Source organism: Roseateles puraquae (genome assembly GCF_002205845.1).
GTDB classification, from domain to species: Bacteria; Pseudomonadota; Gammaproteobacteria; order Burkholderiales; family Burkholderiaceae_C; genus Pelomonas; species Pelomonas puraquae.
Window position 1 is genome coordinate 200,235 of sequence record NZ_NISI01000006.1, and the last position, 26,119, is coordinate 226,353.

The window sequence follows — 26,119 nt, forward strand, 5'->3', positions numbered from 1 at the left end:
GGCTGTGAAGCAATGCCCGAAACCGGCGTGTATGCGGGCCCGCGTGGCGCAGGCGCTGCGGGGTCAGCGGTCGGCGGCTGTCTCGCGCAGCATGCGCTGCATCAGCGTGAAGAAGCGGTCGTAGAACTCGCCTGCGGGGATCGTCTCCGACGCCACCTTCACGAGCGAATCCTGGGTGGAGGACAGCGGCACCGAAATCGAGCCCAGCGCACTCACGCCCAGGCTCGCGGCCTGCGGGTTTTTCTTGAGGGCGTAGCGGTCCTGCTGGGCGCTGACGTAGGCGGTGGCGATCTGCTGCTTCGGGCCATCCCCCACGCAGACCACGTTGAAGGCGATCTCCACATGCACCTCGCCCTCGGGCTGGAAGTGCTTGGCGCCGCGCACCACGCCGGCATCGGCCTTGCTGATGACGTAGCCCTGGCTCAGCAGCGCGCGCCGCGCGGCCTCGCAGGTGGCGTCCACATTCGCATCGAACAGCCGGGAGAAGGTCTCCTCCGCCGCGAAGCTCTCGCGCTGGTAGACCTTGCCCACCTTGTCGGAGGTCGCAGGGGTGCTGCCGCAGCCCGCCAGCAGGAGGCTGGCCAGCAGCGGCAGGGCCGAAAGGAGGAGGCGTCGCATGGGGGGATTATTCCGTCGTCGCGTTGCGGTTTGTTGCTGACCTTGATGCCCGCGGGGGCGCGGCACGCCGGCAAGGTGTGACCACCGGCAACGCGACGGGTGGACGCCGCGATGACAGCGCCGCCCCCCGCAACATCAGAACAGCCGGCCGATGTTGAGCAGCGTCAGCACGCCCAGCACCGCGAAGATCACCGCGGCAATGCCGTGCACCAGGGTCATCGAGACCTTGCGGGCAATCTTGTCGCCCAGGAACACGGCCGGCACGTTCGCCAGCATCATGCCAACGGTCGTGCCGAGCACCACCTGCACCACGTCCGCATAGCGGGCGGCCAGGGCGACGGTCGCGATCTGTGTCTTGTCGCCCATCTCCGCCAGGAAGAAGGCCACCACGGTGGTGCCGAACACGCCGAAGCGCTGGCGGTTGGTGGTGGCGTCGTCATCGAGCTTGTCGGGCACCAGCATCCAGCCCGCCATGGCGAGGAACGACAGGCCGATCACCCAGCGCAGCAGGTCCGGCCCCAGCGCATGCGCCACCCAGCCACCCAGCGCGCCGGCGGCGGCATGGTTGGCCAGGGTGGCCACCAGGATGCCCGCGATGATGGGCCAGGGCCGGCGGAACTTGGCGGCCAGCACGATGGCCAGCAACTGGGTCTTGTCACCCATCTCGCCGAGGGCGACGACACCGGTGGATACGAGGAATGCTTCCAAAAGGTTCTCCAACGGGCCGGCACCAATCCAATGACCACGACGCGACCCCGGCCCGAACCGGAGGCGTGTGGTCAAAGGTCTTGCCAGGCTGTGTGTGGAGCTGCTCGCGCCATGGCCAACGGCCAAGTGTGTTGACGCGAGCCCCTGCGTGGCGCAGGGCGGCTACTCCCCAATGACGGGGCGGAGTGTACCCCTGCCGGGAAGGAGGGGGCGCCGCCGCCATCGGGCCGCGCAAGCCGGGCCCGACGTCAGAAATCGGGCGCCATGACTGCCGGAAACCGACGGATGCCCCTGCGCAACACGCCTTCCTAGATTGACGGTGCACAGCCGGACACGCCCCGCGCTCCTCGAACAAGGACCGCCGCTCACAGCCATGGGCGACCACGCGCCCCAAGTCTCGAAGCGGGGGCGACCGCGCAGTGCCGGCCCCTACAGCCGTTCGACCGCAACCGACTCCAAAGGAGAATCCGATGAAGACCGTGAATCACCCACCCGCCCTGATCGCACAGGAGACCACGTCCTGGTGCTTTGCCGCCGCTGAGCAGATGGTGCGTCGCTACTTCAAGCTCGAAGACGACACCCAATGGCAGATTGCAGAACGTCTTTGCCGCGGTCTGCCTGGTGCACGAGCCGTGCCCAGCTGACGACTGTCTTCCCAACGGGGGCTGAGAACCAAGTACCGGCTCTTGCGACCGGTCATGAGCCGGCCCGGTCATCCAGAGGCTGGCGGGCTCAGGCTCGGACCGCCTGGCCTGACGGCAAGAGCAGCTGTTCGATGCTGCTGGCTGCGCTCATGGCCTTCGAGTGACTACTCAGGAGTTGTGCGGCCCTCTCAGATCGACCCAAAGCTACCAGTCGGTCGTCGGCGGCAGCAGTCATCCGCTGTTCAATGTGCCACCCACATGAGGAAGGTGGGCCTTGTGCCAGAAACCTGGGCTGAATGGGCGAGAACGATCCACCACTGGAGGTCAGGCGGGTCGCCGTGCAACTGGGAGCAGCCACCAGGTCCAGGCCTGGTCATGCCATGACGCTACTCTGAGGCTGCCGCCAGGTGCTCCGCGAAAGCCCGAACCTTTGCTGAATGCCGGCGTTGGCTAGGACTGACCAGGTGCACCGGCATGGAGGGCGCCGGCCAATCCGGCAGCAGCACCTGCAGATCGCCTTGCGACATCTCGTCCTCAAACAGCCAAGTGGGCGCGAACCCTATCCCCATCCCCGACAGGACCGCAGCGCGCACCACCTCGCTGCTGTTGGTCTGCAGATTGCCCTGCGCCCGGATCGTCACCTGCGTGCCGACCGCCACTGGTGCCCCGACGCCGGCGGTGAAGGTCCAGGCGTTCTGTGTCGCCAGCTCCGTGTAGACGATGCAGTTGTGACGCTGCAGATCTTCCGGCGCGCGCGGCGCCTTCAGACCCCGGGGCAGCGAGCGCAGGTACTTTCGGCTGGCGATCAAGGCGCGCTTTGTCGTCCCGATTCGGCGCGCCACCAGGGTACTGTCGGCCAACTCGCCGATGCGCACCGCCACATCGACACCTTGCTCGACGAGGTCGATGAAGCCGTCGTTCAGTCTCAGATCGATCTTCACGTGTGGGTGAAGGGCGAGGAAGCTCTTCACCTGCGGTAGCAGCTTCAGGCGGCCGAATCCGACCGAGGCGGCCACGCGAAGCAAGCCCGTGAGCTGCTGTTCGCCCTTCCGCAGGGAATTCTCGGCCTCGGCAATCTCGGCCACCAGGCGCCGGGCCTGCTCGAAGTAGCGCTCACCTTCCTCTGTCAGCGCCAGTGAGCGCGTCGTTCGATTCAGCAGGCGCGCGCCCAGCGTGCGCTCCAGCGCAGCAATCTGCTTGCTCACTGCACTCTGTGTCGCCTGGGTCTCACGGGCGACCGCCGAGAAGCTGCCGCTTTCGACCACCCGTACGAAGGCCTGCATCGCCGCCAGTCGGTCCATCCTCGCCCCTATTCATTCCTCGCTGGACTTGATGTTAGGACGAAATGCCGTCTAGCGCGGCTGGCAGTCACGAATCACAGTTCGCTCATCGCAACCGACTTCTTACCAGGAGCTACTGATGAACACTTCCAAGACTGTGGTCCTGATCACCGGCGCCCTCACCGGCATCGGCCGCGCGACCGCACTGGCCTTTGCCCGCGAGGGCGCCGCCGTGGCCGTGTCCGGCCGCCGCGACGAGGCTGGTCACGCATTGGCCGCTGAGCTTCGCGCACTGGGAGCGCGTGCCGAATACCTGCGTGCCGACGTGCGCGTCGAAGCCGATGTACGCGCCCTCGTCGAGCAGGTCGTCGAGCGCTTCGGCCGCCTGGACGTCGCGGTCAACAACGCGGGCACGGAGGGCCAACTCGGATTGCTGACCGAGCAGTCCGAAGACAACTACCGCGCGACGTTCGACACCAACGTGCTGGGCACCCTGCTGAGCCTGAAACACGAGATGCGCGTGATGCTGAAGCAGGGCCACGGCGCCATCGTCAACCTGTCCTCCATTGCCGGACAGGTCGGCTTCCCTGGCGCTTCAATCTACGTCGGCAGCAAGCACGCGGTCGAAGGTCTGACGAAGAGCGCGGCGCTGGAAGGTGCGGCCGCGGGCGTGCGGGTGAACGCCGTCGCGCCGGGCCCGGTGCAGACCGAAATGCTCGACCGCTTCACCGGCGGCAATGAAGACGCCAAGAGCGGCTTCCTGGCCAGCCTGCCCGCGCGTCGCGCCGGTAGCCCAGAAGAGATCGCCCAGACCATCCTCTTCCTGGCAAGTGACAAGGCGCGCTTTCTCACGGGCCAGTGCGTCAACGTCGACGGCGGCTTCACCGCGCAATGACAACTCCCGTCCTCTCTCAACTCCCTCAAAGAACATCCATGAAGTTCCCCCGCTCGATCCTCGTCGCCGCTACCGCGGCCATCGCCTTCGGCGCAGCCCACGCCGCCGATCCCGGTTACTTCACCAAGTACGACGGCATGCGCATGTCGCGCAACGGCGCCGGCGTGCTGCTGGTGGAGATGAACACCCAGGGTGGCCCGATCAAGTTCTCGGCGCGTGAACACGAACAGTTCGTCGACGCCTTCTACGACATCGGCCGTGACCGGGGCAACAAGGTCGTGATCCTCACTGGCGCTGGCGGCCAATGGATGGGCGACATCGACTTCGCGTCTTTTGGCAACGTGGCCGATCCTGATGTTTGGTCCAAGGTGCACGACGAAGGCACGCAGATCGTCGAGAACATCGCCAACATCCGAGTGCCGATGATCTGCGCCGTCGAAGGCAAGGCCTGGGTGCACACCGAGTACTGCCTGCTGGCCAACGTGATCGTGGCGGGCAACGGCGCCACGTTCCACGACGCGCCGCACTTCGCTGGCGGCATCGTGCCGGGCGACGGCATCTTCACAACTTGGTCGTACCGGGTCGGACCGACCCGCGCGGAGGCCATGCTGCTCGCCCCCAAGCCCCTGTCGGCCGCGACGGCGAAGGAGTGGGGCGCCGTGACCGAGGTCGTGCCGGATGGGCGCGCCACGAGCCGCGCCTACGAAATCGCAGCCGACTATCTCAAGAAGCCTGAAGTCACGCTGCGCAACACCCGCATCCACTTCGTGCAGCCCCTGAAGCAGGCGTTGGTACAGCAGACCGGCTACGGCCTGAGCCTCGAAGGCGCCAGCGCTTCGGCCCTGGTCAAGTCGTTCAACGCCTCGAAGTAAATCGTCTCCACCACGTTTCACCCACAAAGGAACTCCTCATGAACACGCTTCTCAACGTGCCCACGCGCGATCAAGTCTCGCCCGCAAATCAAGCTCTATTCGACAACCTCCAAAAGGGGCTCGGCATGGTGCCCAACCTATACGCCACGCTCGCCCATTCGGAGCATGCGCTGGGCAACTACCTCGCCTTCCAGAACGCGAAGAGCAGCATCAGCGGCAAGGCGCGCGAGGTCGTGAACCTGGTAGTCAGCCAGGTCAACGCCTGCGAGTACTGCCTCGCCGCGCACACGGTCATCGGCGGCATGGTCGGATTCACACCCGATCAGATCATCGAAATCCGTCGAGGCAGCGCGTCATTCGACGCCAAGCTCGACGCGCTGGCCAAGCTGGTCAAGAACGTCGCCAGCGAACGTGGCCATGCCGATCCGTCCCTCGTGCAGGCTTTCTTCGCGGCCGGCTGGACGGCCGAGAACCTGGTCGATGCCATCGTCGTCATCGGGGACAAGACCGTCACCAATTACCTGCATGGCACGACACGGGTACCGGTGGACTTTCCCGCCGCTCCCGCCCTGCCGGCGTGATCTTTGCGCGCCCGCTCATGGCACACCCGGCGTCGAACATGCCCCCCCGCGCAGAACATCTCCGGTTTGTCGCCGGCACGGCCGTGGGCCTGCTGGCAGCGGGTATCGGCGCCTCGTACACCGTGTTCGCGCGCTGGGGAATCACCCATGGGCTGCAGTCGCCGGATCTCACCGTGCTGCGCTTTGGCGTCGCGGGGGTGCTGACACTGCCCGTGCTGCTCTTCGCGTGGCGACGCGACGCGGCAGCCTTCCTCGCCCGCTGGCGTGCATGGCTCCTGGTCGCGCTCCTGGCGGGAGCGCCGTTCGGATTGCTGATGTTCGGTGCCTTGCAATTCGCGCCGGCAAGCCATGCCGCCGTGTTTCCCTTCACGGCCATGAGCGTGATGGGCATGGTGCTGGGAGCGCTCGTGCTGGGCGAGTCCCTGAGCGCGCGCAAGGTGGCGGGCATCGTCATCGTGCTTGCTGGCTTGCTGCTGCTGTCGGGCGTGGATGCCACAAGCTTCACGGCCCGAGCTGCGGTGGGCGATGCGATGTTCTTGACTGCAGGCACCTTGTGGGCGGGATTCGGCATCGTGCTGCGAAAGCAGCGGCTGGACCCCCTGCTCGCCACCGCAGTCGTCTCGCTCTCGGCACTGCTCACGTACGTGCCTGCCTACCTGCTGCTCGTCGGTCCCTCACGCCTGATGCAAGCTGCTCCGCTGGTGTTCTGGACCGAGGTGCTCGTGCAAGGCGTGATTGCCGGCACAGGGACGCTGTTCACCTATGCCAAGGTCGTCGCGATGCTGGGTTCGGCGCGCGCGGCCGTGTTCCCGGCCCTGGCTCCCGGATTGGCGGCATTGCTGGCCTGGCCCGTGCTCGGCCACGTGCCAGCCGTGGCCGAGGCGGCCGGCCTCGTCGTGGCGATGAGCGGATTGATCCTGGCCGTCGCGTCACCGACCCGGCACAGAGCCATTCCTTTCAACTGTCGGAGTCTTCTCATGGAAAAGCACAAGACATTGGCCGATCAACTGGCCGAATACAAGGCCGGATTCAAGCAGCGTGTGGCGCCAGAACGCGTGACGATGATGGAGGCCGCAACTGCGGATCTTCGTGCCAGCGGCGTCGAGGCCCGCGCGGTGCAGGTAGGAGCCAGCGCGCCGGATGTGACCTTGCCGGACGCCATGAACCGTCCGGTTCGACTCTCGGATCTGTGGCGTCGCGGTCCCGTGGTGCTGATCTTCTACAGGGACGGCTGGTGGCCGCAGGAAACGTCGCGGCGAACCAGACCGGAGCCAGTTCGCTCGTCTGCGTTTTGATGACTACATGCATCTGTTGATTGGCGAGATCCTGCATCACATCAACGTCGCGTATGTGGATCCGTTGAAGATCGAGATCCTCACCGAGCGAACGCGGCGCGGGGTGCTGGAGTGGCTGATGGCTCATCACGACGTATCTTCTGCCGCGGTGGACGTTGACCTGCTGAAGGCCAGGTGCTTGGCCGCTGATGCCGCGTAGACGGCCTGTGACCCAACACGCGAGCCAGCTTTGGTCTTTTGGGTGCGCTTGCCAAGGTGCCGCACCACCATGCGCTTCAACACTTTGACATTCGCCGGGTGCCGAACGCGGTCGGGTGGTTCGATACATTGACCTCCAGTTCGACACTTTGTTATCAACCCCCTGCCTCAGGAGCCCGATCCCATGGACCACCCCCAAGTCACCCTCACCCAACGCCAGGGCTACCAGTTCGAGCATCACTACGGCGCCGGCCTGCCGGTGCTGCTGGCCGACGAGCCGGCGCCGCTGGGCACGGGCACCGGCCCGAGCCCGGTGGACCTGCTGGCCTCGGCGGTGGGCAACTGCCTGAGCGCCTCGTTGCTGTTCGCCTGCCAGAAGTACAAGGATGACCCCGGCGCGCTGCGGGCCGAGGTCAAGGCGGACGTCGGTCGCAACGAGCGCAACCGCATGCGCGTGCTGGGCTTGGCGGTGGACCTGCACCTGGGCAAGCCCGCGGCCGAGCTGGGGCATCTGCAGCGGGTGCTCGACACCTTCGAGGACTTCTGCACCGTGACCCAAAGCGTGGCCGGCGCCATTCCTGTGACGTTGCGGGTGCTGGACAGCACGGGCGCGGTCGTGAAGGGCTGACGCCGCAGGCACAAAAAAGCCCGCCGGAAGCAGGCTTCGGGCGGGCTGGCTTTTCAGCGCCGCAGCGCTGATCAACGACCGAGGCTCAGGGGTAGAGCCCGCGCTCTTCACGAGCCTGCAGCACGCGCGTGCAGGCCACCGTGAAGGCTGCCGTGCGCAGCGGGATCTTGTGCTGTTCGCCCGTCTCCCAGATGTGCTTGAACGAGCCGACCATGATCTTGTCCAGCCGCAGGTTGATCTCGTCCTCGGTCCAGAAGAAGGACGAGAAGTCCTGCACCCACTCGAAGTAGGACACCGTCACGCCGCCGGCGTTGGCGATCACGTCGGGCACGACGACGATGCCGCGGTCGGCCAGCACGGCCTCGCCGTCAGGCGTGGTCGGGCCGTTGGCGCCTTCCAGCACGAGGCGAGTCGTTATGCGCTTGGCGCGCTCGGCGGTGATCTGGCCTTCGAGGGCAGCCGGGATCAGCACGTCGCTTTTGACGTCCCAGAAGTCTTCGTTGGCGATCATGTCGCCGCCCTTGAAGCCGGCCACGCCGCGGGTCTTGGCCACGTGGTCGAGCAGGTCGGCCATGTCGAAGCCGTCGCTGTTCATGATGGTGCCGGTGTGGTCCTGCACGGCCACGACCTTGGCGCCGTTGGCGGCGAACAGCTTGGCGGCGATGGAGCCGACGTTGCCGAAGCCCTGCACCGCAATGCGGGCGCCTTCCATGTCGATGTTCAGGCGGCGCATGGCCTCACGGCCCACCACGAACACGCCACGGCCGGTGGCGGCCACGCGGCCCAGCGAGCCGCCGAGTTCGATGGGCTTGCCGGTGACGACGCCGGTCGCGGTGGCGCCAGTGTTCATCGAGTAGGTGTCCATCATCCAGGCCATGATCTTGCCGTTCGTGTTCACGTCGGGCGCGGGGATGTCCTGGTTGGGGCCGATGATGATGCCGATCTCGCTGGTGTACCGGCGCGTAACCTTTTCCAGTTCCTTCATCGACAGCAGCGACGGGTCGACGCGGATGCCGCCCTTGGCGCCGCCATAGGGCAGGTTGACCGCCGCGTTCTTGATCGTCATCCAGGCCGACAGGGCCATCACTTCTTCCAGGGTGACGTCGGGGTGGTAGCGCACACCGCCCTTGCCCGGGCCACGCGTCAGGCTGTGCTGCACGCGGTAGCCCTCGAAGTGGGCGACGGTGCCGTTGTCCAGCTCGATCGGGATGTCCACGATCAGCGCGCGCTTGGGGCGGCGCAGCGTCTCCACCCAGCGGCTGAGCTTGCCCAGGTAGGGCTCGACGGCATCGATCTGCGACAGATAAGTCCCCCACGGGCTGTTGCGCGTGGGCGAAACGAACGACAGGTTGGGCATGAAATGCTCCGTAACTTTGAGTGGGGCGAACGGTAGCGCGAAGCGTCGCGCGGCAGACGCGGCTTGTCTAGCCAAGTGGTCATGCGCCTATGCAAGCAATGCATGGGGTGGGTTGCCGAGTGAGGAATTCACGGCCTTCGGGGGGCTGCAGCCACCGAATACCATCCCTGCGTGACCTCTCTGGACCTCGCCCTGCTCTATCTGGTTGCCGCCGTGTTCGGGGTGGTGATCTGCCGTTCGCTGAAGCTGCCGCCTATGCTGGGCTACCTCGCGGTGGGGGTGCTGATCGGGCCGAATGCGCTGGCGTTCGCGCACGATTCGGCCAGCATCCAGTACCTGGCCGAGTTCGGCGTGGTGTTCCTGATGTTCGCCATCGGGCTGGAGTTCAACCTGCCCAAGCTCAAGGCCCTGCGCACGGCCGTGTTCGGCCTGGGGATGTCGCAGGTGGTGCTGACCATCGCCGGCGCGCTGGCCGGCAATGTGCTGCTGACGCTGGCCTTCTCGATGCTCGGGCGCGCGTGGGACTTGAACTGGGGCGGTGCGCTGGTGTTGGGCGCGGCGATGGCCATGAGCTCCACCGCCATCGTCGTGAAGCTGATGGCCGAGCGGCTGGAGCTGGAAAGCCCGCACGGCCGGCTGGTGATGGGCGTGCTGCTGTTCCAGGACCTGGCGGTGGTGCCGCTGCTGGTGCTGATCCCGGCGCTGAACAGCAGCGGCGGCGAGATGGCCGAAGCCCTGGCATGGGCCGGGCTGAAGGCGGCTGTGCTGCTGACGCTGCTGCTGTACGGCGGCCAGAAGCTGATGCGCTGGTGGCTGACGCTGGTGGCCCGGCGCAAGAGCGACGAGCTTTTCATGCTCAACCTGCTGCTGGTGACCCTGGGCCTGGCCTGGATGACCGAGCACGCGGGGCTGAGCTTGGCGCTGGGCGCCTTCGTGGCGGGCATGTTGATCGCCGAGACCGAATACAAGCACCAGGTGGAGACCGACATCCGGCCCTTCCACGACGTGCTGCTGGGCCTGTTCTTCATCACCATCGGCATGAAGCTGGACTGGCGGCCGCTGGTGGACAGCTGGTGGCTGGTCATCCTGCTGACGGCGCTACCCATCCTGGCCAAGTTCGCGCTGATCGCCGGGCTGGCGCGGCTGTTCCGCTCGCCGCCGGGGGTGGCGCTGCGCACCGGCCTGTATCTCGCGCAGGCCGGCGAGTTCGGCTTCGTGCTGCTGACGCTGGGCGCCCAGCACCAGCTCATCGCGCCGCAGTGGGTGAGCCCGGTGCTGGCCAGCATGGTGCTGTCGATGCTGGCCACGCCGCTGCTCATCCTGTACAGCAACCGCATCGTGATGAAGCTCTCCAGCAGCGACTGGCTGATGCAGTCGGTGCAGCTCACCACCATCGCCAAGAAGAGCATCAAGGCCGAGGCCCACGTCATCATCTGCGGCTACGGCCGCTCGGGGCAGAACCTGGCCCGGCTGCTGGAGGGCGAGCACATCCCCTACATGGCGCTGGACCTCGACCCCGACCGCGTGCGCCAGGCCGCGGCTGCGGGCCAGAGCGTGGTGTTCGGCGACGCGGCCAAGGTGCAGAGCCTGATGGCTGCGGGCCTGGCACGCGCCAGCGCCGTGGTCGTGAGCTACCACGACACGCCTTCGGCGCTGAAGATCCTGCACCTGGTGCAGACGCATGCCCCGCGCGTGCCGGTCATCGTGCGCACCATCGACGACAGCGACCTCGAGAAGCTCAAGGCCGCCGGCGCCACGGAGGTCGTGCCCGAAGCCATTGAAGGCTCGCTGATGCTGGCCTCGCACGCACTCGCGCTGGTGGGTGTGCCGATGCGCCGCGTGATCCGCATCACCCGCGATGCGCGAGACCGCCGCTACGGCCTGCTGCGCGGCTACTTCCACGGTGCCGACGACGACACCGCCGACGAGATCGAGCAGGCCCGCCTGGCGTCGGTCACCCTGCCCACGGCCAGCCCGCATGCCGGCGAGGCGCTCGACGATCTCGCCCTGCACGCCCTGGGTGTCGCCGTGGTGTCATTGCGCCGAGCCAGCGGCAAGACCGTGATCGTGGACGACCACACCACGCTCGCGGGCGGCGACACGCTCGTCATCAGCGGCGTGCCCGCGGCACTCGCACTCGCCGAGGGAAAGTTGCTGTCCTAACGCACACATCCCCGGGTTGCTGCCGAGGCGTTGTTGGCAAACAGCGACAGATGCGCCGCTACAGTGCCGCCCATCAGCCGTGGCACAACGGCCTTCAGGGAGGAAAACACGCTCACCAAGCATGGCAGGTCAAGCCGCGCATGGGCGTGTTGGTGATCTTGCAGGCAGATGCACGCGGCTGATGCATCCTTTATCTCAACCTGCAAAAACACATGAAGAAGCTCAACGCCCTCGCCCTGCTGGCCGTCGCCGTGCTGTCCACCGGCTGCGCCTCCATCCTGAACGACCCGACCCAGGCCGTGAACGTGACCTCCTCCAACGGCAAGCCCATCACCGGCTCGGTGGATGGCAAGCCCTTCACCGGCCCGGCCGTCGTGCAGTTCACGCGCGCCAAGGCTGACAAGGTCGTGACGGTCGAGACCGCCGGCTGCGCCAAGAACACCGCCGTCGCCAGCTCGGTCGACTCCAAGTTCTTCATCAACATCCTGAGCGGCGGCGCCTTCGGCTCCACCACCGACTACTCGACCGAACGCATGTGGAAGTACGCGGACTCGGTCGTCGTCAGCTGCCAGTGATCCAGCGCCTGCGCTTGCGCATGCAAAGCGGCCTGCGGGCCGCTTTTGCATGGCTGTGCCTCGCCGCGCCCCACCTCACGGCCGCAGCGGCGCCTGACCTCGACGCGCTGGCCGCTCACCCGACCTGGGTGGCGTTGCTGCATGTGCGCCAGGGCGAGCCGATGGTGCGCGACCCCGGCTTCCTGCTGACGCTGCCGCACTTCTCGCTGCAGGCCGAGCTGCGGGCCACCCTCACGCTGCTGCAGGGCGACGATGCCCAGGCCCTGTGCCGCTTCCCCGCGCGCTACACCTGGCTGCGCCACCAGGGCGCCCTGCCCGAGCGCTCGCTCGCCCATTGCGGCGAGCTGGTCGAGTTCCGGACCCGCGCGCCCATGGAACAGGTCGCGCTGGTGTTCGCGTCCGAGACGCTGAGCCAGCCCTCCAGCATGATGGGCCACGTGTTCCTGAAGCTGGGTGGCCATGACGCGACCGGCACCTTCCGCGAACACGCCATCTCCTTCTACACCGAGCCGGTCACGTGGAACCTGCCGCGGCTGTTCTGGCGCAGCCTGGTGGTGGGCATGCCGGGCTACTTCACCCTCGGTCCCTACGCCGACCAGGTGCGCGGCTACGTCGAACGCGAGGGCCGCAACCTTTGGGAGCATCCACTGGAGCTGGATGCCGCGCAGCGCGAGCTGCTGCAGGCCCACCTGATGGAACTGCGCCCGGTGCAGTTCACCTACTTCTTCCAGCGCTACAACTGCGCCACGCTCGTGCAGCAGGTGCTCGCGGTGGTGCAGCCCCGCGTGCTGGACCACCCCGATCTCTGGACCACGCCCAAGGACGTGGTGCGCGCTGCGCAACAGGCCGGCCTGCTGGGCCCGGCCGTGGCCGTGAGTGCGCCACGCTGGACGCTGCACCTGCTGGACCAGGCACTGACGAGCGACGACGTCGCGGCCGTGCAGCAAGCCGTGGCGCAGCAAACCCTGCCCCCGACGTCGGGCACCGACCCGCGCAGCTTCCTGCGCCAACAGGCCGCGCTCGCATTGAACCAGCAGTGGATGGCCAACGGCCAGCGCTCGCCAGAAGCCGGCACGGCCTACCGCCAGCGGCTGGAGACTGCCGCACCGGCGCAGTTGGCCCTGGCCAGCAACCCCGCGTTCAGCCCGGCCGCGGCGCCGCCGGACAGCCAGTTCAGCCTCAGCCTGCAGCGCCGGGACGGTGATGACGCCGTGGTGATGACCTTCCTGCCGGCCTCGCATCGGCTGGAAGACCGCAACGACATGTACTTCAACGAAAGCGCGCTGCGCCTCTTCGAGGTGGCGCTGAGCCAATCGCTCCAGGGCCGCGGCGCACGGGTCGAGCGGGCCACCCTCTACGCCGTGGAGTCGCTGTTGCCGCGCGATCGTTTCACCGGCGGCCTGTCGGGTCGGTTCAAGATCGGCCACGAACCCCAGGCCGGCGGGGACCTGGCCAGCCGCGGCGCGCTGCTGGTGGAGGGCGGCCTCGGCATCACGCAGCGTTTCGGGCAGGACCTGGACATCTTCGCGCTCGCCACGGCCGGCGTCGGCGCGCGCCGCGGCGCCTATGTGTACGCCTCGCCCAGCGCGGGCTTCGTGCTGCGGCAGGTGTTCCAGATGAAGGCGATCGTCACGCTCAGCCTGCTGCACAACGGCCTGGGCGACGGGCGGACCACCCGCGAGTGGCAGTGGACGCAGGCCAAATACCTCGGGCCGAACTGGACCCTGGTGGGCCGTTACACGCTGCGCGAGCGGGCGCAGCAGCGCGCACGCGAGGCGGAGCTGCAGCTCAAGCGCCTGTTCTGACCCGGCATGCGGCCGAGGTCGCAACTCTCCCCTGCCACCTCGGTGACAAGCGCGCGCCGCGGGCTGCGCCACACTGCGCCACCGCCCGAGGAACCGCGCCATGAACTTCGACTACACCCCCAAGGTCGCGCAGATGCGCGAACGCCTGCTCGCCTTCTTCGACGAGCACATCTACCCCAACGAGCGCCGCTACCTGGAAGAAGTCGAAGCCAACCGGCGTGCAGGCAACCCCTGGCTCCCCACGAAGGTCATCGAAGACCTGAAGCCCAAGGCGCGCGAGGCCGGCCTGTGGAATCTCTTCCTGCCGCGCAGCACGCGGGCACCGGAAGGCCTGTCCAACCTCGAGTACGCCCCGCTGTGCGAGATCATGGGCCGCGTGTTCTGGGCGCCCGAGGTCTTCAACTGCTCGGCCCCTGACACCGGCAACATGGAGACCCTGGAGCGTTACGCATCCGAGGCGCTCAAGGACCGCTGGCTGGAGCCGCTGCTGCGCGGCGAGATCCGCTCGGCCTTCCTGATGACCGAGCCGGCCGTCGCCTCCAGCGACGCCACCAACATCGAATGCCGCATCGAACGCGACGGTGACCACTACGTCATCAACGGCCGCAAGTGGTGGAGCAGCGGTGCGGGCGACCCGCGCTGCGCCGTCTACATCGTGATGGGCAAGACCAACCCGGAGGCCGGGCGGCATGAGCAGCAGTCCATGATCGTGGTGCCGGCCGACGCGCCCGGCATCACCGTCGTGCGGCCGTTGTCGGTGTTCGGCTATGACGACGCGCCCCACGGCCACATGGAGGTGGTGCTGAAGAATGTGCGCGTGCCGGTCGAGAACATCCTGCTCGGCGAAGGCCGCGGCTTCGAGATCGCGCAGGGGCGCCTGGGCCCGGGCCGCATCCACCACTGCATGCGCAGCATCGGCGCGGCCGAGCGGGCGCTGGAGTTGATGTGCGAGCGCGCCATCGCCCGCACCGCCTTCGGCAAGACGATTGCCCAGCAGACCGTCACGCAGGAACGCATCGCCGAGGCGCGCTGCATGATCGAGCAGGCCCGCCTGCTGACGCTCAAGGCCGCCTACATGATGGACACCGTGGGCAACAAGGTCGCCAAGGCCGAGATCGCCATGATCAAGATCGTGGCGCCCAACATGGCCCTGCAGGTCATCGACTGGGCCATCCAGGTCTTCGGTGGCGCCGGTGTCTCCCAGGACACGCCGCTGGCCATGATGTGGGCCCACCAGCGCACGCTGCGCCTGGCCGACGGACCGGACGAAGTGCACCGCAACTCGCTGGCCAAACTGGAGCTGGCCAGCCACATGAAGCTGCCACGCGACCAGATCGCGATGCCTGTCACGCGAGGCGCCTGACACCGGCCACCCCGACGCCTGCGCGCAAGCCATCGCGGCTAGAGTCGGGCCCTTGCAAGAGAGGAGCCCGCGCCCGGCCATGCACGCCCACCCGCAGTTCGACCGCTACGCCCGTCACCTGGAGGGCGAGGCGCCCGCATTGGCGCGCCAATGGCTGGCCGGGATGCTGGAGGCCATGCGTGACCCTGCTGCCGCGGGCGTCGCCCACCTGGACCGCAAGGGGCTGTCAGGACTGCTGATGGCGGTCGAGCCCTTGCGCATGCACATCGGCGAATGCCTGTCGGGGCATCTGATCCAGGGCATCCAGGGCGCCGAGGCGCGGCTGCTCGGCCGCAGCGCGAGCGCCTCGGCCCTGAGCGGTTTCGACATCGATCAACTCACCCTGGTCGACGAGACGCAGGCCGAGAAGGACATCGAGATCTCCCGCGTCGTGCAACTCGTCGAGCTGAAGCTCGAATGGGAGCTGCGCGAGCTGCAGGGCCTGACCGCCACGCTGGTCACCGACGCCCGCCAGGGCGAGGACCCCATGCTGTGCAGCCCGGCCGTGCTGGCCCGCGCCATCAGCCAGACGGTGTACGAGCAGGTGCTGGAGCCCGAGCAGCAGGCGCTGTGGATGCGCCTGGCCGCCCCCATCCTGGTGGAGCAACTGCGCCCCTTCCTGCCCACGCTGGTGGAGCAGCTCAAGGGCCAGGGCCTGCAGGCGCCGCGCTACCGCGCCATCCTCGCCCCCAATTCCAGCGCCGTGCTCAAGGCGGGCGAGCCCCCCGGTGCGGCGCCGCCCGCGGGGAGCGGCGCAGCCGGCATGGTCGCCGTGCCGGGCATCGCAGCGGAGCAGCTGCAAACCCTGCTGCGCGCCATGCCTCTGCTGCAACGCGGCCTGCCCGCGGCGGCACGCGCTGCAGCACCCGCGCTGCCGCTGGCCGAGGGAGAACCCGCCTTCAGCCTGCAGCCGATGGGCCCGGGGCCGGCCGACACCGAGGCCGCCGCAGCATCACATGCCTTGCTCGGCCGCCTGTTCGAGCGGCTGCTGGACGACCCGCAGCTGGCGCCCGCGCTGCGGGGCGCCATCGCCAGGCTCGAGGCGCCGGTGCGCCAACTCGCGGCCCATGACCCGGCTGTGCTGGCGTCGGAGCAGCACCCGGCCTGGGCGCTGATCAACAAGATCGCGAGCCATTCCGCCGAGATGCCCGCGCATGACGCCGAGCGCGGCGAGGCCTTCCAGCGCTTCGTCGAACCGCTGGTGGCGCGCCTGCAGGACGACGAACCCGCCGAGCCCCAGGCCTATGTCCAGGCCCTGGCGCAGGTGCAGACCTTCATCGATGACGAGCGGGCCCAGCAGGTCGAGCGCACGCGCCCGGCCACCAATGCCCTGAGCCAGATGGAGGCCGAGCGCCGGCTGCTGCCGCTGATGCGCGACCAGGTCGAACTGCAGCTCACGCGCGCGCAGGACGTGAGCCCGCTGGTGCAGACCTTCCTGCGCGGTCCCTGGATCGAAGTGCTGGCCAAGGTGATGGCGACCGACGGTGCCGAGTCGCCCGAAGCGCAGGCCCTGGTCGGTACCGTGGACGAACTGCTGGCCAGCCTGCAACGCCCTGAAACGCCCGAGGCCCGCGCCGAATTGCGCCGCCGCCTGCCCCGCCTGATCGGCCGCGTGCAGCAAGGCATGGCCCTCATCGACCTGCCCCAGCAGCACCGCAACCGGGTGCTGGCCGAACTGATGCAGACCCATCGGCGCCATCTTGCCGAAAAGACGGAGAAGACCGAGAAGGCCGAAGCACCCACCGAGCCCGCCGCCCAAGCCCCGGTGGCCGCAGCACCCGCCGTGGCCGTTGCTGCCGCGTCGCCACCGGTGGCACCCGCCGCGCGGCCCGAGCCCGAGCTGGCCAGCGAGGCCCCTGACGCCTGGCAGGGCCACGAGACCCACGTCGGCACCCTGCCCACCGTGCCGATGGCGCTGGACGCCACCGACACGACCGAGGACTGGATCGACGGCCTGCGCGCCGGCCGCCGCTGCAAGCTCTACCTGCAGGGCGTGTGGGCGACTGCACAGCTGGCCTGGGCCAGCGACAACGGTGCGCTGTTCATGTTCACCAGCAACCTGGCCGGCGGCATGCACTCGATGACGCGGCGGGCGCTCAAGCGGCTGCGCAGCGAAGGCCTGGCCACCGACCTGGCCGACCCGACGCCCGTGCAGCGCGCCCTGGGCGGCCTGCTGCAGGCCTTGGGCAGCCAGGGCTGACCTAACGCGGCGCCAGCACGAAGTCCGGGTGGATGTCGCGCAGCCCGTGGCGCGGGAAGTCGATGCGCACCTGCTCGTCGCTGCACGCCTTCACCTCACCCCAGCCAAAGCGTCTGACCCGCACCCGCTGCCCCGCCTCGAAGCGCGCCGGGCGCGCCGCCACGGCTTCCGGGTGCACGGCCGGTGCGGGCCGCCCCTGAGCCCGCTCAGCCGCCAGCAAGCGGGTAAAGCGGGCGCAGCTGTCACAGTGGCCGCAACGGTCGGCGCCGTTGTCCAGCGCTTCGCCGAAGTGGGCCAGCACCGTCGCCCAGCGACAGCCGCCGGCCTTGGCATACAACACCATCGCCGCCAGGCCGTCACGGTCGCTGTCGCGACGCTGCTGGGCCATCGCCTCGGCGGCGCTGACAACGGCCTGGGGCGCCCGGCGCGCGGCCGGTGCTGCGGGCTTCAAGCCCGTGGCCTCGTTGCCGCGCAGGGCTCGGGCGGACCGCAGGGCCACCAGCACCCGCTCCAGGCGCCGCTGCGGCAGGCGCACCATCTCGGCCAGCGCCGCCGGCAGCCAGCCGCCTTGCGGGGTCTGGCTGCTCAGGGCTTGCCAGACCGCGGCGAGTTCCTCGCGCGAGGGCGGCTGGCCGCCCGCGAAGAACTGCTGCAGCGCCCGGTCGCCCTCGCGGAACAGCAGCAAGGCCTCGGCCGGCTCGCCGTCGCGGCCCGCGCGGCCGGACTCCTGCACATAGGCCTCGATGGACGCGGGCATCTGCGCATGCAGCACCAGGCGGATGTCGGGTTTGTCGATCCCCATGCCGAAGGCGTTGGTCGCCACCATGACCCGGCACTCGCCGCGCATGAAGGCCTCCTGCGCCGCCTCGCGGTCGCGCGCCGGCAGCTTGCCGTGGTACAGGCCCACACCCCCGGCCAGCCCGGAAAGCGCGCTCAGCTCACGCTGCAGCGCCGTGGCCTCGCGCACCGTGGCGCAATAGACGATGGCGCTGCCCTCGCAGGCCATCAGTCGCTGGCCAATGAGCTCGCGCCGCGCTGCCTCGGTCTGCGGCAGCTCCACGGCGAGCTGCAGGGTTGGCCGGTACACGCCGTGGCAGAGCACGCCCTCGCGCGGGATGGCCAGTGCCTCGGCGATCTCGCGCTGCACCGCCACCGGCGCCGTGGCCGTGAGGGCCAGCACCGGTGGTCGCCCGAGCGCACGCCGCGCGTCGCGCAGCGCACTGAACGCCGGACGGAAATCGTGGCCCCACTGGGTGATGCAGTGCGCCTCGTCCACCACCAGCAGGCCCACGCGCTGCTCTTGCAGCAGGCCCAGCGTGCGCGGGTCGGCCAGGCGCTCAGGCGTGGTGAAGAGCACCCGCACGGCACCCCGGGTCAGCAGCGCCTCGGTCTCCAGTCGCGTGTTGGCATCCACGCCCGAATGCAGCTGCCGCGCGGCAATGCCACGGGCCTGCAGCGTGTCGCACTGGTCTTTCATCAGCGCGATCAAGGGCGAGATGACGACCGTCAGGCTGTCACGCAGCACCGCGGGCAGCTGGTAGCACAGCGACTTGCCCGCGCCGGTGGGCATGACGGCCAAGGTGTTCTGCCCGGCCAGCACCCGCTCGATGACCTCGGCCTGCCCCGGCCGCAAGGCCTGCAGGCCGAAGACGCGGCGCAGCGTCTGGCGCAGCTTGACGGGCGTCACCGGCTCACGCGGCGGCAACTTCTCGGGTGGCGGCGCAGGGCGGGGCGAGTCTTCACGCGGGCCGAGCCGCCAGGCGGTGGCGGCGCTCATCGCGTGGCCTCGCGCCGGCCGGCCAGCACGCGGGTCACCCGGTCCAGCACCTCGGGCGCCCAGCCCATGCCGAGGTGGCTGGCTTCCACCTCGATGTCACGCGCCAGCGGCCAGCCGCGCGCATGGCGGCAGGCCTGCCAGGCCACCACGCCGTCGCGCCGGCTGTAGAGCGACACCGTGGGCACCGGCGGCGGCTCGGCCAGGCGCTCGCGCAGGTCGGCCCCGACCGGGGCCCGCTGCCCACTGAGCAGGCGGAAGAGCCAGCCCACATGCGTGTCGTCCACGCTGCCGCTGAACGGCGTGCCGATGGTGACCACCTGCTGCACGCGGTCGGGCCAGCGCTTGGCCAGCTCGCGGGCATAGAAGCCGCCCAGGCTCCAGCCCACCAGGCTCAGCTCGCGCGCCGGCGCGGCCCGCTTGGCCACGCGCTCGGCGAGGTCATCAAGCCAGGCCTGCACGTCGCCGCGCGGCCCGGTGTTCAGGCCCTGGCCCCAGTCCAGCGCCCGGAACCCGGCCCGTGCCAAGTGGCGCCTCAGCGGCCACAGGGTGCGGCCGTCGGTCCCGAGCCCGGGAAACAGCACGACGGTATGGCCGCCGCCCACCGCGCGCGGCGCATCACGCCAGGCAGCGGCGGCCCGCACGGCCTCCAGCGTGGCGCGCAACGGTTCGGAGGCCAGCAGCGACAGGGCGGGCCGACGGCTGGTCGCCGGCCGGGAAGGGCCAGCGGCCGGCAGGGAGGACGGGGTGGCATTCATGGCCTCATGCTGGGGCGCGCGGCAGCGGGCATATGCCAGCGCGCCGGACGGCAGCTTGTAGGACAGGCGGCGATGCGGCGCCCTCCTACGCCCATCGCCGCGGGCCTGCGGGCACACTGGCCCGACCATGACCAGCTTCTTCAAACCCTACCTCGTCGCCCTGCTTGTCATGGGTGTGCTCGACGCCCTCTGGCTGGGCATGCTGGCGCGTGACTTCTACCGCCAAGAAATGGGCGCGCAGATGGCCGAGTAGGTGCGCTGGCTGCCGGCGGCGCTGTTCTATTTCGGCTACCCGGCGGCCTTGGTGGCGCTGGCGCTGTTCCCGGCCGGCCAGCCGCTGGCGCACCAGGTCGCCCGGGCCGCCCTCGTCGGCCTGGTGGGCTATGGCGTCTATGACCTCACCAACCTCGCCACGCTGCAGCACTGGCCGGTGCGGCTGGCCGTGGTCGACACGGCCTGGGGCTGCTTGGCGAGCACGCTGGCCGGCGGTGCGGCGGCGTGGGTCGCGCAGCGCTATTCGTAGATCAAGCCACCGCCGGCCGCACCGCCCTGGGCGTCATCACCGCCCAGGATGAGCACGCGGCCGTCGGCCAGCGGCGTGACGGTGTGCCAGGCCCGACCCGCCGGCATGGCCGCCAGCGCGGCGGCGGCGGGGCCATAGCGACTGGCCGAGCGCGCCGCTGGTTCACCTGCCGTGAAGCCGCCGAAGAGCCGGACCTGACCATCCGCCCCGAGCAGGCTGCGCACCAGGCTGCGCGGCGTGTCCAGCCGCCCCTGGGGCTGCAAGGTCTGCGTGGTGGGGTCGAAGACCAGCACGGTGTCCAGCGGCTGGAAGCCCGTGTCGGTGCGCAGCTCGCCGCCAAGCACCCAGACGCGGCCGTCCGCCAGCCGGTGGGCGGCATGCATGGCGCGCCGCTCGCCGTCCAGCGGCGAGGCGACCGGCTCGAAGCGCTCGGTGCGCGGGTCGAACACCTCGGCCAGGCGCTGCGTCGGCCCGACGTGATCCCCGCCCACGATGAGCACCCGGCCGTCCGCCAGCAGCGTGGCGGTCGGGAATTCGCGCGCGTTCTGCATCGCCGTCGCCACGAGGCGAAAGCGCCGGGTGGCCGGGTCCCAGAGTTCCACGCTGGCACTGTCCAGCCCACCCACCAGCAGCACCCGGCCATCAGCCAGCGCCACGGCCGCATGCCGGCTGCGCGGGCGCACCGGCCAGCCGGCTGGCTCGACGGCGCCGCTGCGCAGGTCCACCAACTCGGCGAAGCCAGCGCTGCTCAGGCTCACCTGGCCGCCGACCACCAGGGCCCGGTCGTCGGCCAGCGCCACGGCCGTGTGCTGCGCCCGGCCCGTCGCCAGGCTGCCGATGCGCGTGAAGCGGCGGGTCGCGGGGTCGAAGCGGTCGATGGCCTCCGACATCGTGGGCAGCCCGCGCGACCCGCCCAGGACGATGACACCGCCGTCACGCGCCGCGAGGGCCGCGTGGTATTGCAACGGCTCGGGTGTGGCCAGGGGCAGGTAGCGGTCGCGGTACTGCGGCGTCACCGTCAGCTCGCGGCGCTGCGCCGGCTGGCCCGGCACCTCGACGATGAGCGTGTAGCGGCGCGGCCCGGCCAGCACCGGCGTGCTGACCGGCACGCCGCTCTGCACGGCGCCCACATCGGGCTCGATGCGGCCAGCACCACCCCTGAAGACGGCCGTCAGCTGCGCCGCCTCGCCCACGGCAACCGCAGCGGCCTCGAAGCTCTGGATGCCGGGCGCGGCCGGGGGCGAGCCGCCACCGCCACAGCCGGCCAGGCCCAGGGCGGCGGTGGAGGCCAGGAAATGGCGGCGGGTATGGGCTGAGGCAGACATCATCAAGCGCAGGTGGAAGCAGGTCAGGTCACGCATGCTGGGGACAGGCCCGGTCACCGTAAATTCCGGAATAGGTGATACCTTTTCGGCATGAACACGGCCGCCCACCGCAGCATCGACATCCGGCAGCTGCGCTATTTCCTGGTCGTGGCCGAGGAGCTGAACTTCCGCCGGGCGGCCGAGCGGCTGCACCTGACGCAGCCCCCGCTGTCCCGCCAGATTGCCGCGCTGGAGGCGGCACTCGGGGTGTCGCTGCTGGACCGCAGCGGCCCGGGCACCCGGCTGACGGCCGCCGGCGAGCAGGCCCGCGCTGCTTTTGCACAGGCCGTGCAGGCCTTCGACGCGGCCGTGGCCGGTGTGGCGGCCGGCGAGCCCACTGACCCGGAGCGACTGCGCCTGGGCCTGCCCTGGTGGATGGACATGAGCGCCTTCGCCACGCTGGACCGTGCCTGGCGAGACGCGACCCGGCAGGCCCCGCTGGAGCCGCTGCTGGCCACCGGCCCCGAACTGCTGGCGGCCCTGCTCAAGCGCACGCTGGACGCCGCCCTGATCGCGATGCCCCACGACCTGCAGGGCCTGCGCCACGCCGAGGTGGCCACGCTGGCCCACGTGGCCGTGGTGCCCGCCAGCAGCCCGCTGGCCCGCAAGCGGGCGTTGCGGCTGGCCGACCTGCAGGACGGGCCGGTGTTCCTGCGCTTTGCGCGGCGCGTGAACCCGGCGCTGTGGACGCACTACCAGCGCCAGTACGAGGCGCTGGGCTTCCAGCCGGCTCGCGAGGCCGATGCGCCCGGGACCTCCGCCACCATCGCGCAGATCGCAGCCGGGCGCGGCTGCACCCTGCTGCCCAGCGGCCTGGCACGCCAGCGCTACCCCGGCGTGGCCTACCGGCGGCTGCTGGACCCGGTGACGGTCCAGGTGCACCTGGTGTTCCGCGAGGGGCTGGCACCCGCCCTCGTGCAAGCCCTGACCGACCAAGGGGCGCTGTTCACCCAAGTGCTGGGCTGACGACGCCGGCCGCCAACGCCACAATCCGCCCCCATGGCCAAGACTGCCCCCCGACTCAGCCCCGAAGACGTGAAGCGCGTCATCGCCACCGCCTTCGAAGACGTCCCGCCCTACAACCGGGTGCTGCTGATGCATGGCATCGGCCACGGCGAACTGGTGGCGCTGCTCAAGCGCGAGCTCACGCCGGCCGCCTACAAGGTCTGGGCGGCGCGCGGCAAGACCAGCAAAGGCCCGACCAAGAAGGCGACCTGGCCCCATGGACGCTGACGTGAAAGGCCTGCTGCCCTTGCCTGCCCCATCGCTGCCTCTGCCCCGCGCCGCCGCCGCAGGCCTGAGCCGCCGGGGGGCGCTGGCACTCATCGCTAGCCTTGCCGCCTGCACCGACCCCGACAGCAGCTACCGCAACCGCATCGACACCGGCTGGCACCGCGACGACCTCGAAGCACTGATGCTGCGCTGGCACAAGCATGCGCCGCAACCGGACGGCAGCTTCCAGGCCCGCTTCGACCGCCGCTGGCAGCCCCGCGCCGGGGACGAGGTCTACCTGGTGGACCAGGCCCGGCTGGTGTTCTCGTTCGCGGCGGCGCATGAGTTCATTCCCGACGGCGGCTACCTGGCCCTCGCCAAACGGGCCGCGAGCCTGATGCTGATGCGCTTCCACGACGAGGTGCATGGCGGCTACTTCCACACCATCAGCCCCGATGGCCGACCCAAGTCCGTCGGCAAGCACGCCTACGACCACGCCTTCGTGCTGCTGGCACTGGCGGAGCTGTATCGCATCAGCGGCGACGTGCGCTTCCGCGAGGCCGCGCAACAGGCCTGGCTGGAAACCGAGCGGGGCTTCCTGGACGCGCACGGCGGCCTGCACTCCGAGTGCGAGCAGGACTTCAAGCCCCGCCCGGGCCCGCGCACGCAGAACCCGGTCATGCACATGTTCGAAGCCCTCTTGCTGCTGCGCAGTGCCAGCGGCGACAAGGTGGCCGAGACCGGCGCCCGGCGCCTGGGCGACTTCGTCGTGAACAAGCTGCTGCAGGGCCTGCCTGACGGCGGCGCCCTCATCCCGGAGTGGTACGACGAGAACTGGAAGCCGCTGGCCACCAAGGCCGAGGGCGGCGTGATCGACCTGGGCCACCAGTTCGAATGGACCCATCTGCTGACGAGCGGCGCGGTGGTGTCGCCCATCTACGCCCAGGTGTCAGAGCGCGTGCTGGCCTACGCCATGACCATCGCCTACGACGAGGCCGAGGGAGGCTGCGCCACGCGCGCCTTCCCCGACGGCACGGCCGTGGACCGGCGCAAGGGCTGGTGGCAGCAGGCCGAATGCCTGCACGCCCTGATGGTGGCCGCCCAGGCCTCGGGCCGCACCGACCTCTGGCGGCGCTACGAGCAGACGCTGGCCCTGGTGAAGAGCCAGGTCGTGGATGCCGAGCAAGGCGGCTGGCGCGCGGCCGATGCCCTGCCGTGCAAGACCGGCAGTTGCCGCGACGAGCAGCCGGAGCCCTATCACATGGTGCGGTTGCACCAGACGGCCCTGCGACCGGTGGTCTGAGGGCGCGCGCCGGCCCGGGTCTCGCCAAGGGGCCCGGTCGGGTCGTGCGTGGAGGGTTGCGATGTCAATATCGATATCAGCCCAGCCGTTGAATTGATTGGATGGCCATGCCAGGCCTGCCTAGGATGGTCTCTCGCCGGCAAACCGCGCCTGCGGCCCGGAACGACAACGAGACCCTCCCCCATGACGACAGAGGACAGGAAGCGCCAGGTCAAGCTGCGCTCGGCCGAATGGTTCGGCACCCAGGACAAGAACGGCTTCATGTACCGCTCCTGGATGAAGAACCAGGGCATTCCCGACCATGAGTTCCAGGGCAAGCCCATCATCGGCATCTGCAACACCTGGAGCGAGCTCACCCCCTGCAACGCCCACTTCCGCAAGCTCGCCGAGCATGTGAAGCGCGGCATCCTGGAGGCGGGTGGCTTCCCCGTCGAGTTCCCGGTGTTCTCCAACGGCGAGAGCAACCTGCGCCCCACCGCCATGCTCACGCGCAACCTCGCGAGCATGGACGTGGAGGAGAGCATCCGCGGCAACCCGATGGATGCCGTCGTGCTGCTGGTGGGCTGCGACAAGACCACGCCGGCGCTGCTGATGGGCGCGGCCAGCGTGGATGTGCCGGCCATCGTCGTCACCGGCGGGCCCATGCTCAACGGCAAGCTCAAGGGCAAGGACATCGGCTCGGGCACTGCGGTGTGGCAGCTGCATGAGCAGGTCAAGGCGGGCCAGATCAGCCTGCACGACTTCATGGCTGCGGAGGCGGGCCATTCGCGCTCGGCCGGCACCTGCAACACCATGGGCACCGCCAGCACCATGGCCTGCATCGCCGAGGCCCTGGGCACCTCGCTGCCGCACAACGCGGCCATTCCCGCCGTTGATGCGCGCCGTTATGTGCTGGCGCATCTCTCTGGCATGCGCATCGTCGACATGGTGTGGGAGCAGCTCACGCTGTCCAAGGTGCTGTCGCGCGCCGCCTTCGAGAATGCCATCCGCGTGAACGCGGCCATCGGTGGCTCCACCAACGCGGTCATCCACCTGAAGGCCATCGCCGGCCGCATCGGCGTGGACCTCGAACTCGAAGACTGGACCCGCATCGGCCGCGGCACGCCCACGCTGGTGGACCTGCTGCCCTCGGGCCGCTTCCTGATGGAGGAGTTCTATTACGCGGGCGGCCTGCCGGCCGTCATCCGCCGCCTGGGCGAAGCCAGCCTGCTGCCCCACCCGGGTGCGCTGACGGTCAACGGCCAGAGCCTGTGGGCCAACTGCCAGGACGCGCCCATCTACGACGACGAGGTCATCCGCCCGCTGAGCCGGCCCCTCATCGAAGACGGCGGCATCTGCGTGCTGCGCGGCAACCTCGCGCCGCGCGGCGCGGTGCTCAAGCCCTCGGCGGCCACGCCGGCGCTGATGAAGCACCGCGGCCGCGCCGTCGTGTTCGAGGACTTCGACGACTACAAGGCGCGCATCATGGACCCCGACCTGGCCGTGGACGCCAGCTCCATCCTGGTGATGAAGAACTGCGGCCCCAAGGGCTACCCCGGCATGGCCGAGGTCGGCAACATGGGCCTGCCCCCGAAGCTGCTGGCGGCAGGCGTGAAGGACATGGTGCGCATCTCCGACGCCCGCATGAGCGGCACCGCTTACGGCACCGTGGTGCTGCACGTGGCACCCGAAGCGCGCGCCGGCGGGCCGCTGGCCATCGTGCGCGAAGGTGACGTCATCGAGCTCGACTGCGCCGCCGGCCGCCTGCACCTGGACGTGCCCGAGGCCGAGATCGCCCGGCGCCTGGCGGACTGGGCCGCAGCCCAGGCCGTCGACCCGATGGACGCCAGCGGCTACCGCCACCTCTACGTGCAGCACGTGCTGCAGGCCGACGAGGGCTGTGACTTCGACTTCCTGCGCGGCAAGCGCGGCGCTGCCGTGCCGCGCCACTCCCACTGAAATGAAATCCAGACACAGCCACAGAG

Annotated in this window: 23 protein-coding genes, 1 pseudogene and 1 riboswitch; of the genes and pseudogenes, 17 read left to right on the plus strand and 7 right to left on the minus strand. The window is 69.5% G+C overall.

Features of this window, described 5'->3' with window-relative positions; genetic code table 11:
• Positions 1-63: 63 nt before the first annotated feature.
• A complete protein-coding gene (locus tag CDO81_RS15970) occupies positions 64-618 on the minus strand; it encodes a DUF2242 domain-containing protein (RefSeq protein WP_088484221.1) in 555 nt (184 codons plus the stop codon).
• A 135-nt stretch (positions 619-753) separates the two neighbouring features.
• The gene (locus CDO81_RS15975) at positions 754-1,326 is read right to left on the minus strand and encodes a TMEM165/GDT1 family protein (protein WP_088484222.1); all 573 of its coding nucleotides are present in this window, start codon (positions 1,324-1,326) and stop codon (positions 754-756) included.
• 10 nt (positions 1,327-1,336) lie between these two features.
• Positions 1,337-1,509, minus strand: a riboswitch (yybP-ykoY riboswitch).
• Between the two features lie 287 nt (positions 1,510-1,796).
• Here CDO81_RS15975 and CDO81_RS28130 point away from each other — a divergent pair.
• Positions 1,797-1,970, plus strand: coding sequence for a hypothetical protein (locus CDO81_RS28130; RefSeq protein WP_158218305.1), 174 nt, complete (start codon positions 1,797-1,799; stop codon positions 1,968-1,970).
• A gap of 386 nt (positions 1,971-2,356) precedes the next feature.
• Here CDO81_RS28130 and CDO81_RS15980 read toward each other — a convergent pair whose 3' ends face one another.
• Positions 2,357-3,271 (minus strand): LysR family transcriptional regulator, encoded by a 915-nt coding sequence (locus tag CDO81_RS15980; RefSeq protein WP_088484223.1) that lies wholly within the window; start codon positions 3,269-3,271, stop codon positions 2,357-2,359.
• A gap of 118 nt (positions 3,272-3,389) precedes the next feature.
• On the opposite strand from CDO81_RS15980, the gene CDO81_RS15985 reads away from it, so the two are divergent.
• The 6 genes from CDO81_RS15985 (at position 3,390) to CDO81_RS16010 (ending at position 7,719) form a co-directional block, all read left to right on the plus strand.
• On the plus strand, positions 3,390-4,145 hold the full coding sequence (locus CDO81_RS15985; protein WP_088484224.1) for an SDR family NAD(P)-dependent oxidoreductase: 756 nt from the start codon (positions 3,390-3,392) through the stop codon (positions 4,143-4,145).
• A gap of 38 nt (positions 4,146-4,183) precedes the next feature.
• On the plus strand, positions 4,184-5,017 hold the full coding sequence (locus tag CDO81_RS15990) for an enoyl-CoA hydratase/isomerase family protein (RefSeq protein WP_088484225.1): 834 nt from the start codon (positions 4,184-4,186) through the stop codon (positions 5,015-5,017).
• A gap of 38 nt (positions 5,018-5,055) precedes the next feature.
• Complete coding sequence (locus CDO81_RS15995) at positions 5,056-5,598, plus strand: carboxymuconolactone decarboxylase family protein (protein WP_088484226.1); 543 nt, start codon at positions 5,056-5,058, stop codon at positions 5,596-5,598.
• A 38-nt stretch (positions 5,599-5,636) separates the two neighbouring features.
• The gene (locus CDO81_RS16000) at positions 5,637-6,893 is read left to right on the plus strand and encodes a DMT family transporter (protein WP_158218306.1); all 1,257 of its coding nucleotides are present in this window, start codon (positions 5,637-5,639) and stop codon (positions 6,891-6,893) included.
• Between the two features lie 7 nt (positions 6,894-6,900).
• Positions 6,901-7,092 (plus strand): hypothetical protein, encoded by a 192-nt coding sequence (locus CDO81_RS16005; RefSeq protein WP_088484228.1) that lies wholly within the window; start codon positions 6,901-6,903, stop codon positions 7,090-7,092.
• Positions 7,093-7,275: 183 nt separating this feature from the next.
• Positions 7,276-7,719, plus strand: coding sequence for an OsmC family protein (locus tag CDO81_RS16010; protein ID WP_088484229.1), 444 nt, complete (start codon positions 7,276-7,278; stop codon positions 7,717-7,719).
• Positions 7,720-7,804: 85 nt separating this feature from the next.
• On the opposite strand, the gene CDO81_RS16015 is transcribed toward CDO81_RS16010, so the two are convergent.
• Positions 7,805-9,076: a Glu/Leu/Phe/Val family dehydrogenase gene (locus CDO81_RS16015; RefSeq protein ID WP_088484230.1), complete on the minus strand. Its 1,272-nt coding sequence runs from the start codon at positions 9,074-9,076 to the stop codon at positions 7,805-7,807.
• A gap of 171 nt (positions 9,077-9,247) precedes the next feature.
• On the opposite strand from CDO81_RS16015, the gene CDO81_RS16020 reads away from it, so the two are divergent.
• The 5 genes from CDO81_RS16020 (at position 9,248) to CDO81_RS16040 (ending at position 17,221) form a co-directional block, all read left to right on the plus strand.
• Positions 9,248-11,239, plus strand: a complete 1,992-nt coding sequence (locus CDO81_RS16020) for a monovalent cation:proton antiporter family protein (RefSeq protein WP_088484231.1) — start codon at positions 9,248-9,250, stop codon at positions 11,237-11,239.
• Between the two features lie 212 nt (positions 11,240-11,451).
• Positions 11,452-11,814: an adenosine deaminase gene (locus CDO81_RS16025; RefSeq protein WP_088484232.1), complete on the plus strand. Its 363-nt coding sequence runs from the start codon at positions 11,452-11,454 to the stop codon at positions 11,812-11,814.
• A gap of 20 nt (positions 11,815-11,834) precedes the next feature.
• Positions 11,835-13,619, plus strand: coding sequence for a lipoprotein N-acyltransferase Lnb domain-containing protein (locus CDO81_RS16030; RefSeq protein ID WP_144397274.1), 1,785 nt, complete (start codon positions 11,835-11,837; stop codon positions 13,617-13,619).
• Between the two features lie 100 nt (positions 13,620-13,719).
• A complete protein-coding gene (locus CDO81_RS16035) occupies positions 13,720-14,982 on the plus strand; it encodes an acyl-CoA dehydrogenase family protein (RefSeq protein ID WP_088484234.1) in 1,263 nt (420 codons plus the stop codon).
• A 79-nt stretch (positions 14,983-15,061) separates the two neighbouring features.
• Complete coding sequence (locus CDO81_RS16040) at positions 15,062-17,221, plus strand: DUF1631 family protein (RefSeq protein ID WP_088484235.1); 2,160 nt, start codon at positions 15,062-15,064, stop codon at positions 17,219-17,221.
• Position 17,222: 1 nt separating this feature from the next.
• Here CDO81_RS16040 and CDO81_RS16045 read toward each other — a convergent pair whose 3' ends face one another.
• Together CDO81_RS16045 and CDO81_RS16050 are read right to left on the minus strand one after the other, a co-directional pair.
• The gene (locus CDO81_RS16045) at positions 17,223-18,998 is read right to left on the minus strand and encodes a RecQ family ATP-dependent DNA helicase (protein WP_088484236.1); all 1,776 of its coding nucleotides are present in this window, start codon (positions 18,996-18,998) and stop codon (positions 17,223-17,225) included.
• Complete coding sequence (locus tag CDO81_RS16050) at positions 18,995-19,753, minus strand: alpha/beta hydrolase (RefSeq protein WP_158218307.1); 759 nt, start codon at positions 19,751-19,753, stop codon at positions 18,995-18,997. Before CDO81_RS16050 ends, CDO81_RS16045 begins: the two co-directional genes overlap by 4 nt.
• A gap of 127 nt (positions 19,754-19,880) precedes the next feature.
• Between CDO81_RS16050 and CDO81_RS16055 the strand changes: the two are divergent.
• A pseudogene (locus tag CDO81_RS16055) lies at positions 19,881-20,276 on the plus strand (DUF2177 family protein).
• On the opposite strand, the gene CDO81_RS16060 reads toward CDO81_RS16055, so the two are convergent.
• Positions 20,267-21,637, minus strand: coding sequence for a Kelch repeat-containing protein (locus tag CDO81_RS16060; protein WP_088484239.1), 1,371 nt, complete (start codon positions 21,635-21,637; stop codon positions 20,267-20,269). The pseudogene CDO81_RS16055 and the gene CDO81_RS16060 sit on opposite strands and share 10 nt — an antisense overlap.
• Positions 21,638-21,691: 54 nt before the next feature.
• Between CDO81_RS16060 and CDO81_RS16065 the strand changes: the two genes are divergently transcribed.
• From CDO81_RS16065 to CDO81_RS16080, 4 genes are all read left to right on the plus strand, one after another.
• The gene (locus tag CDO81_RS16065) at positions 21,692-22,606 is read left to right on the plus strand and encodes a LysR family transcriptional regulator (protein WP_088484240.1); all 915 of its coding nucleotides are present in this window, start codon (positions 21,692-21,694) and stop codon (positions 22,604-22,606) included.
• Between the two features lie 33 nt (positions 22,607-22,639).
• Positions 22,640-22,873, plus strand: a complete 234-nt coding sequence (locus CDO81_RS16070) for a DUF2805 domain-containing protein (protein WP_088484241.1) — start codon at positions 22,640-22,642, stop codon at positions 22,871-22,873.
• A complete protein-coding gene (locus CDO81_RS16075; RefSeq protein ID WP_158218308.1) occupies positions 22,863-24,155 on the plus strand; it encodes an AGE family epimerase/isomerase in 1,293 nt (430 codons plus the stop codon). Before CDO81_RS16070 ends, CDO81_RS16075 begins: the two co-directional genes overlap by 11 nt.
• Positions 24,156-24,338: 183 nt before the next feature.
• The gene (locus tag CDO81_RS16080) at positions 24,339-26,093 is read left to right on the plus strand and encodes an IlvD/Edd family dehydratase (protein WP_088484243.1); all 1,755 of its coding nucleotides are present in this window, start codon (positions 24,339-24,341) and stop codon (positions 26,091-26,093) included.
• Positions 26,094-26,119: the final 26 nt, after the last annotated feature.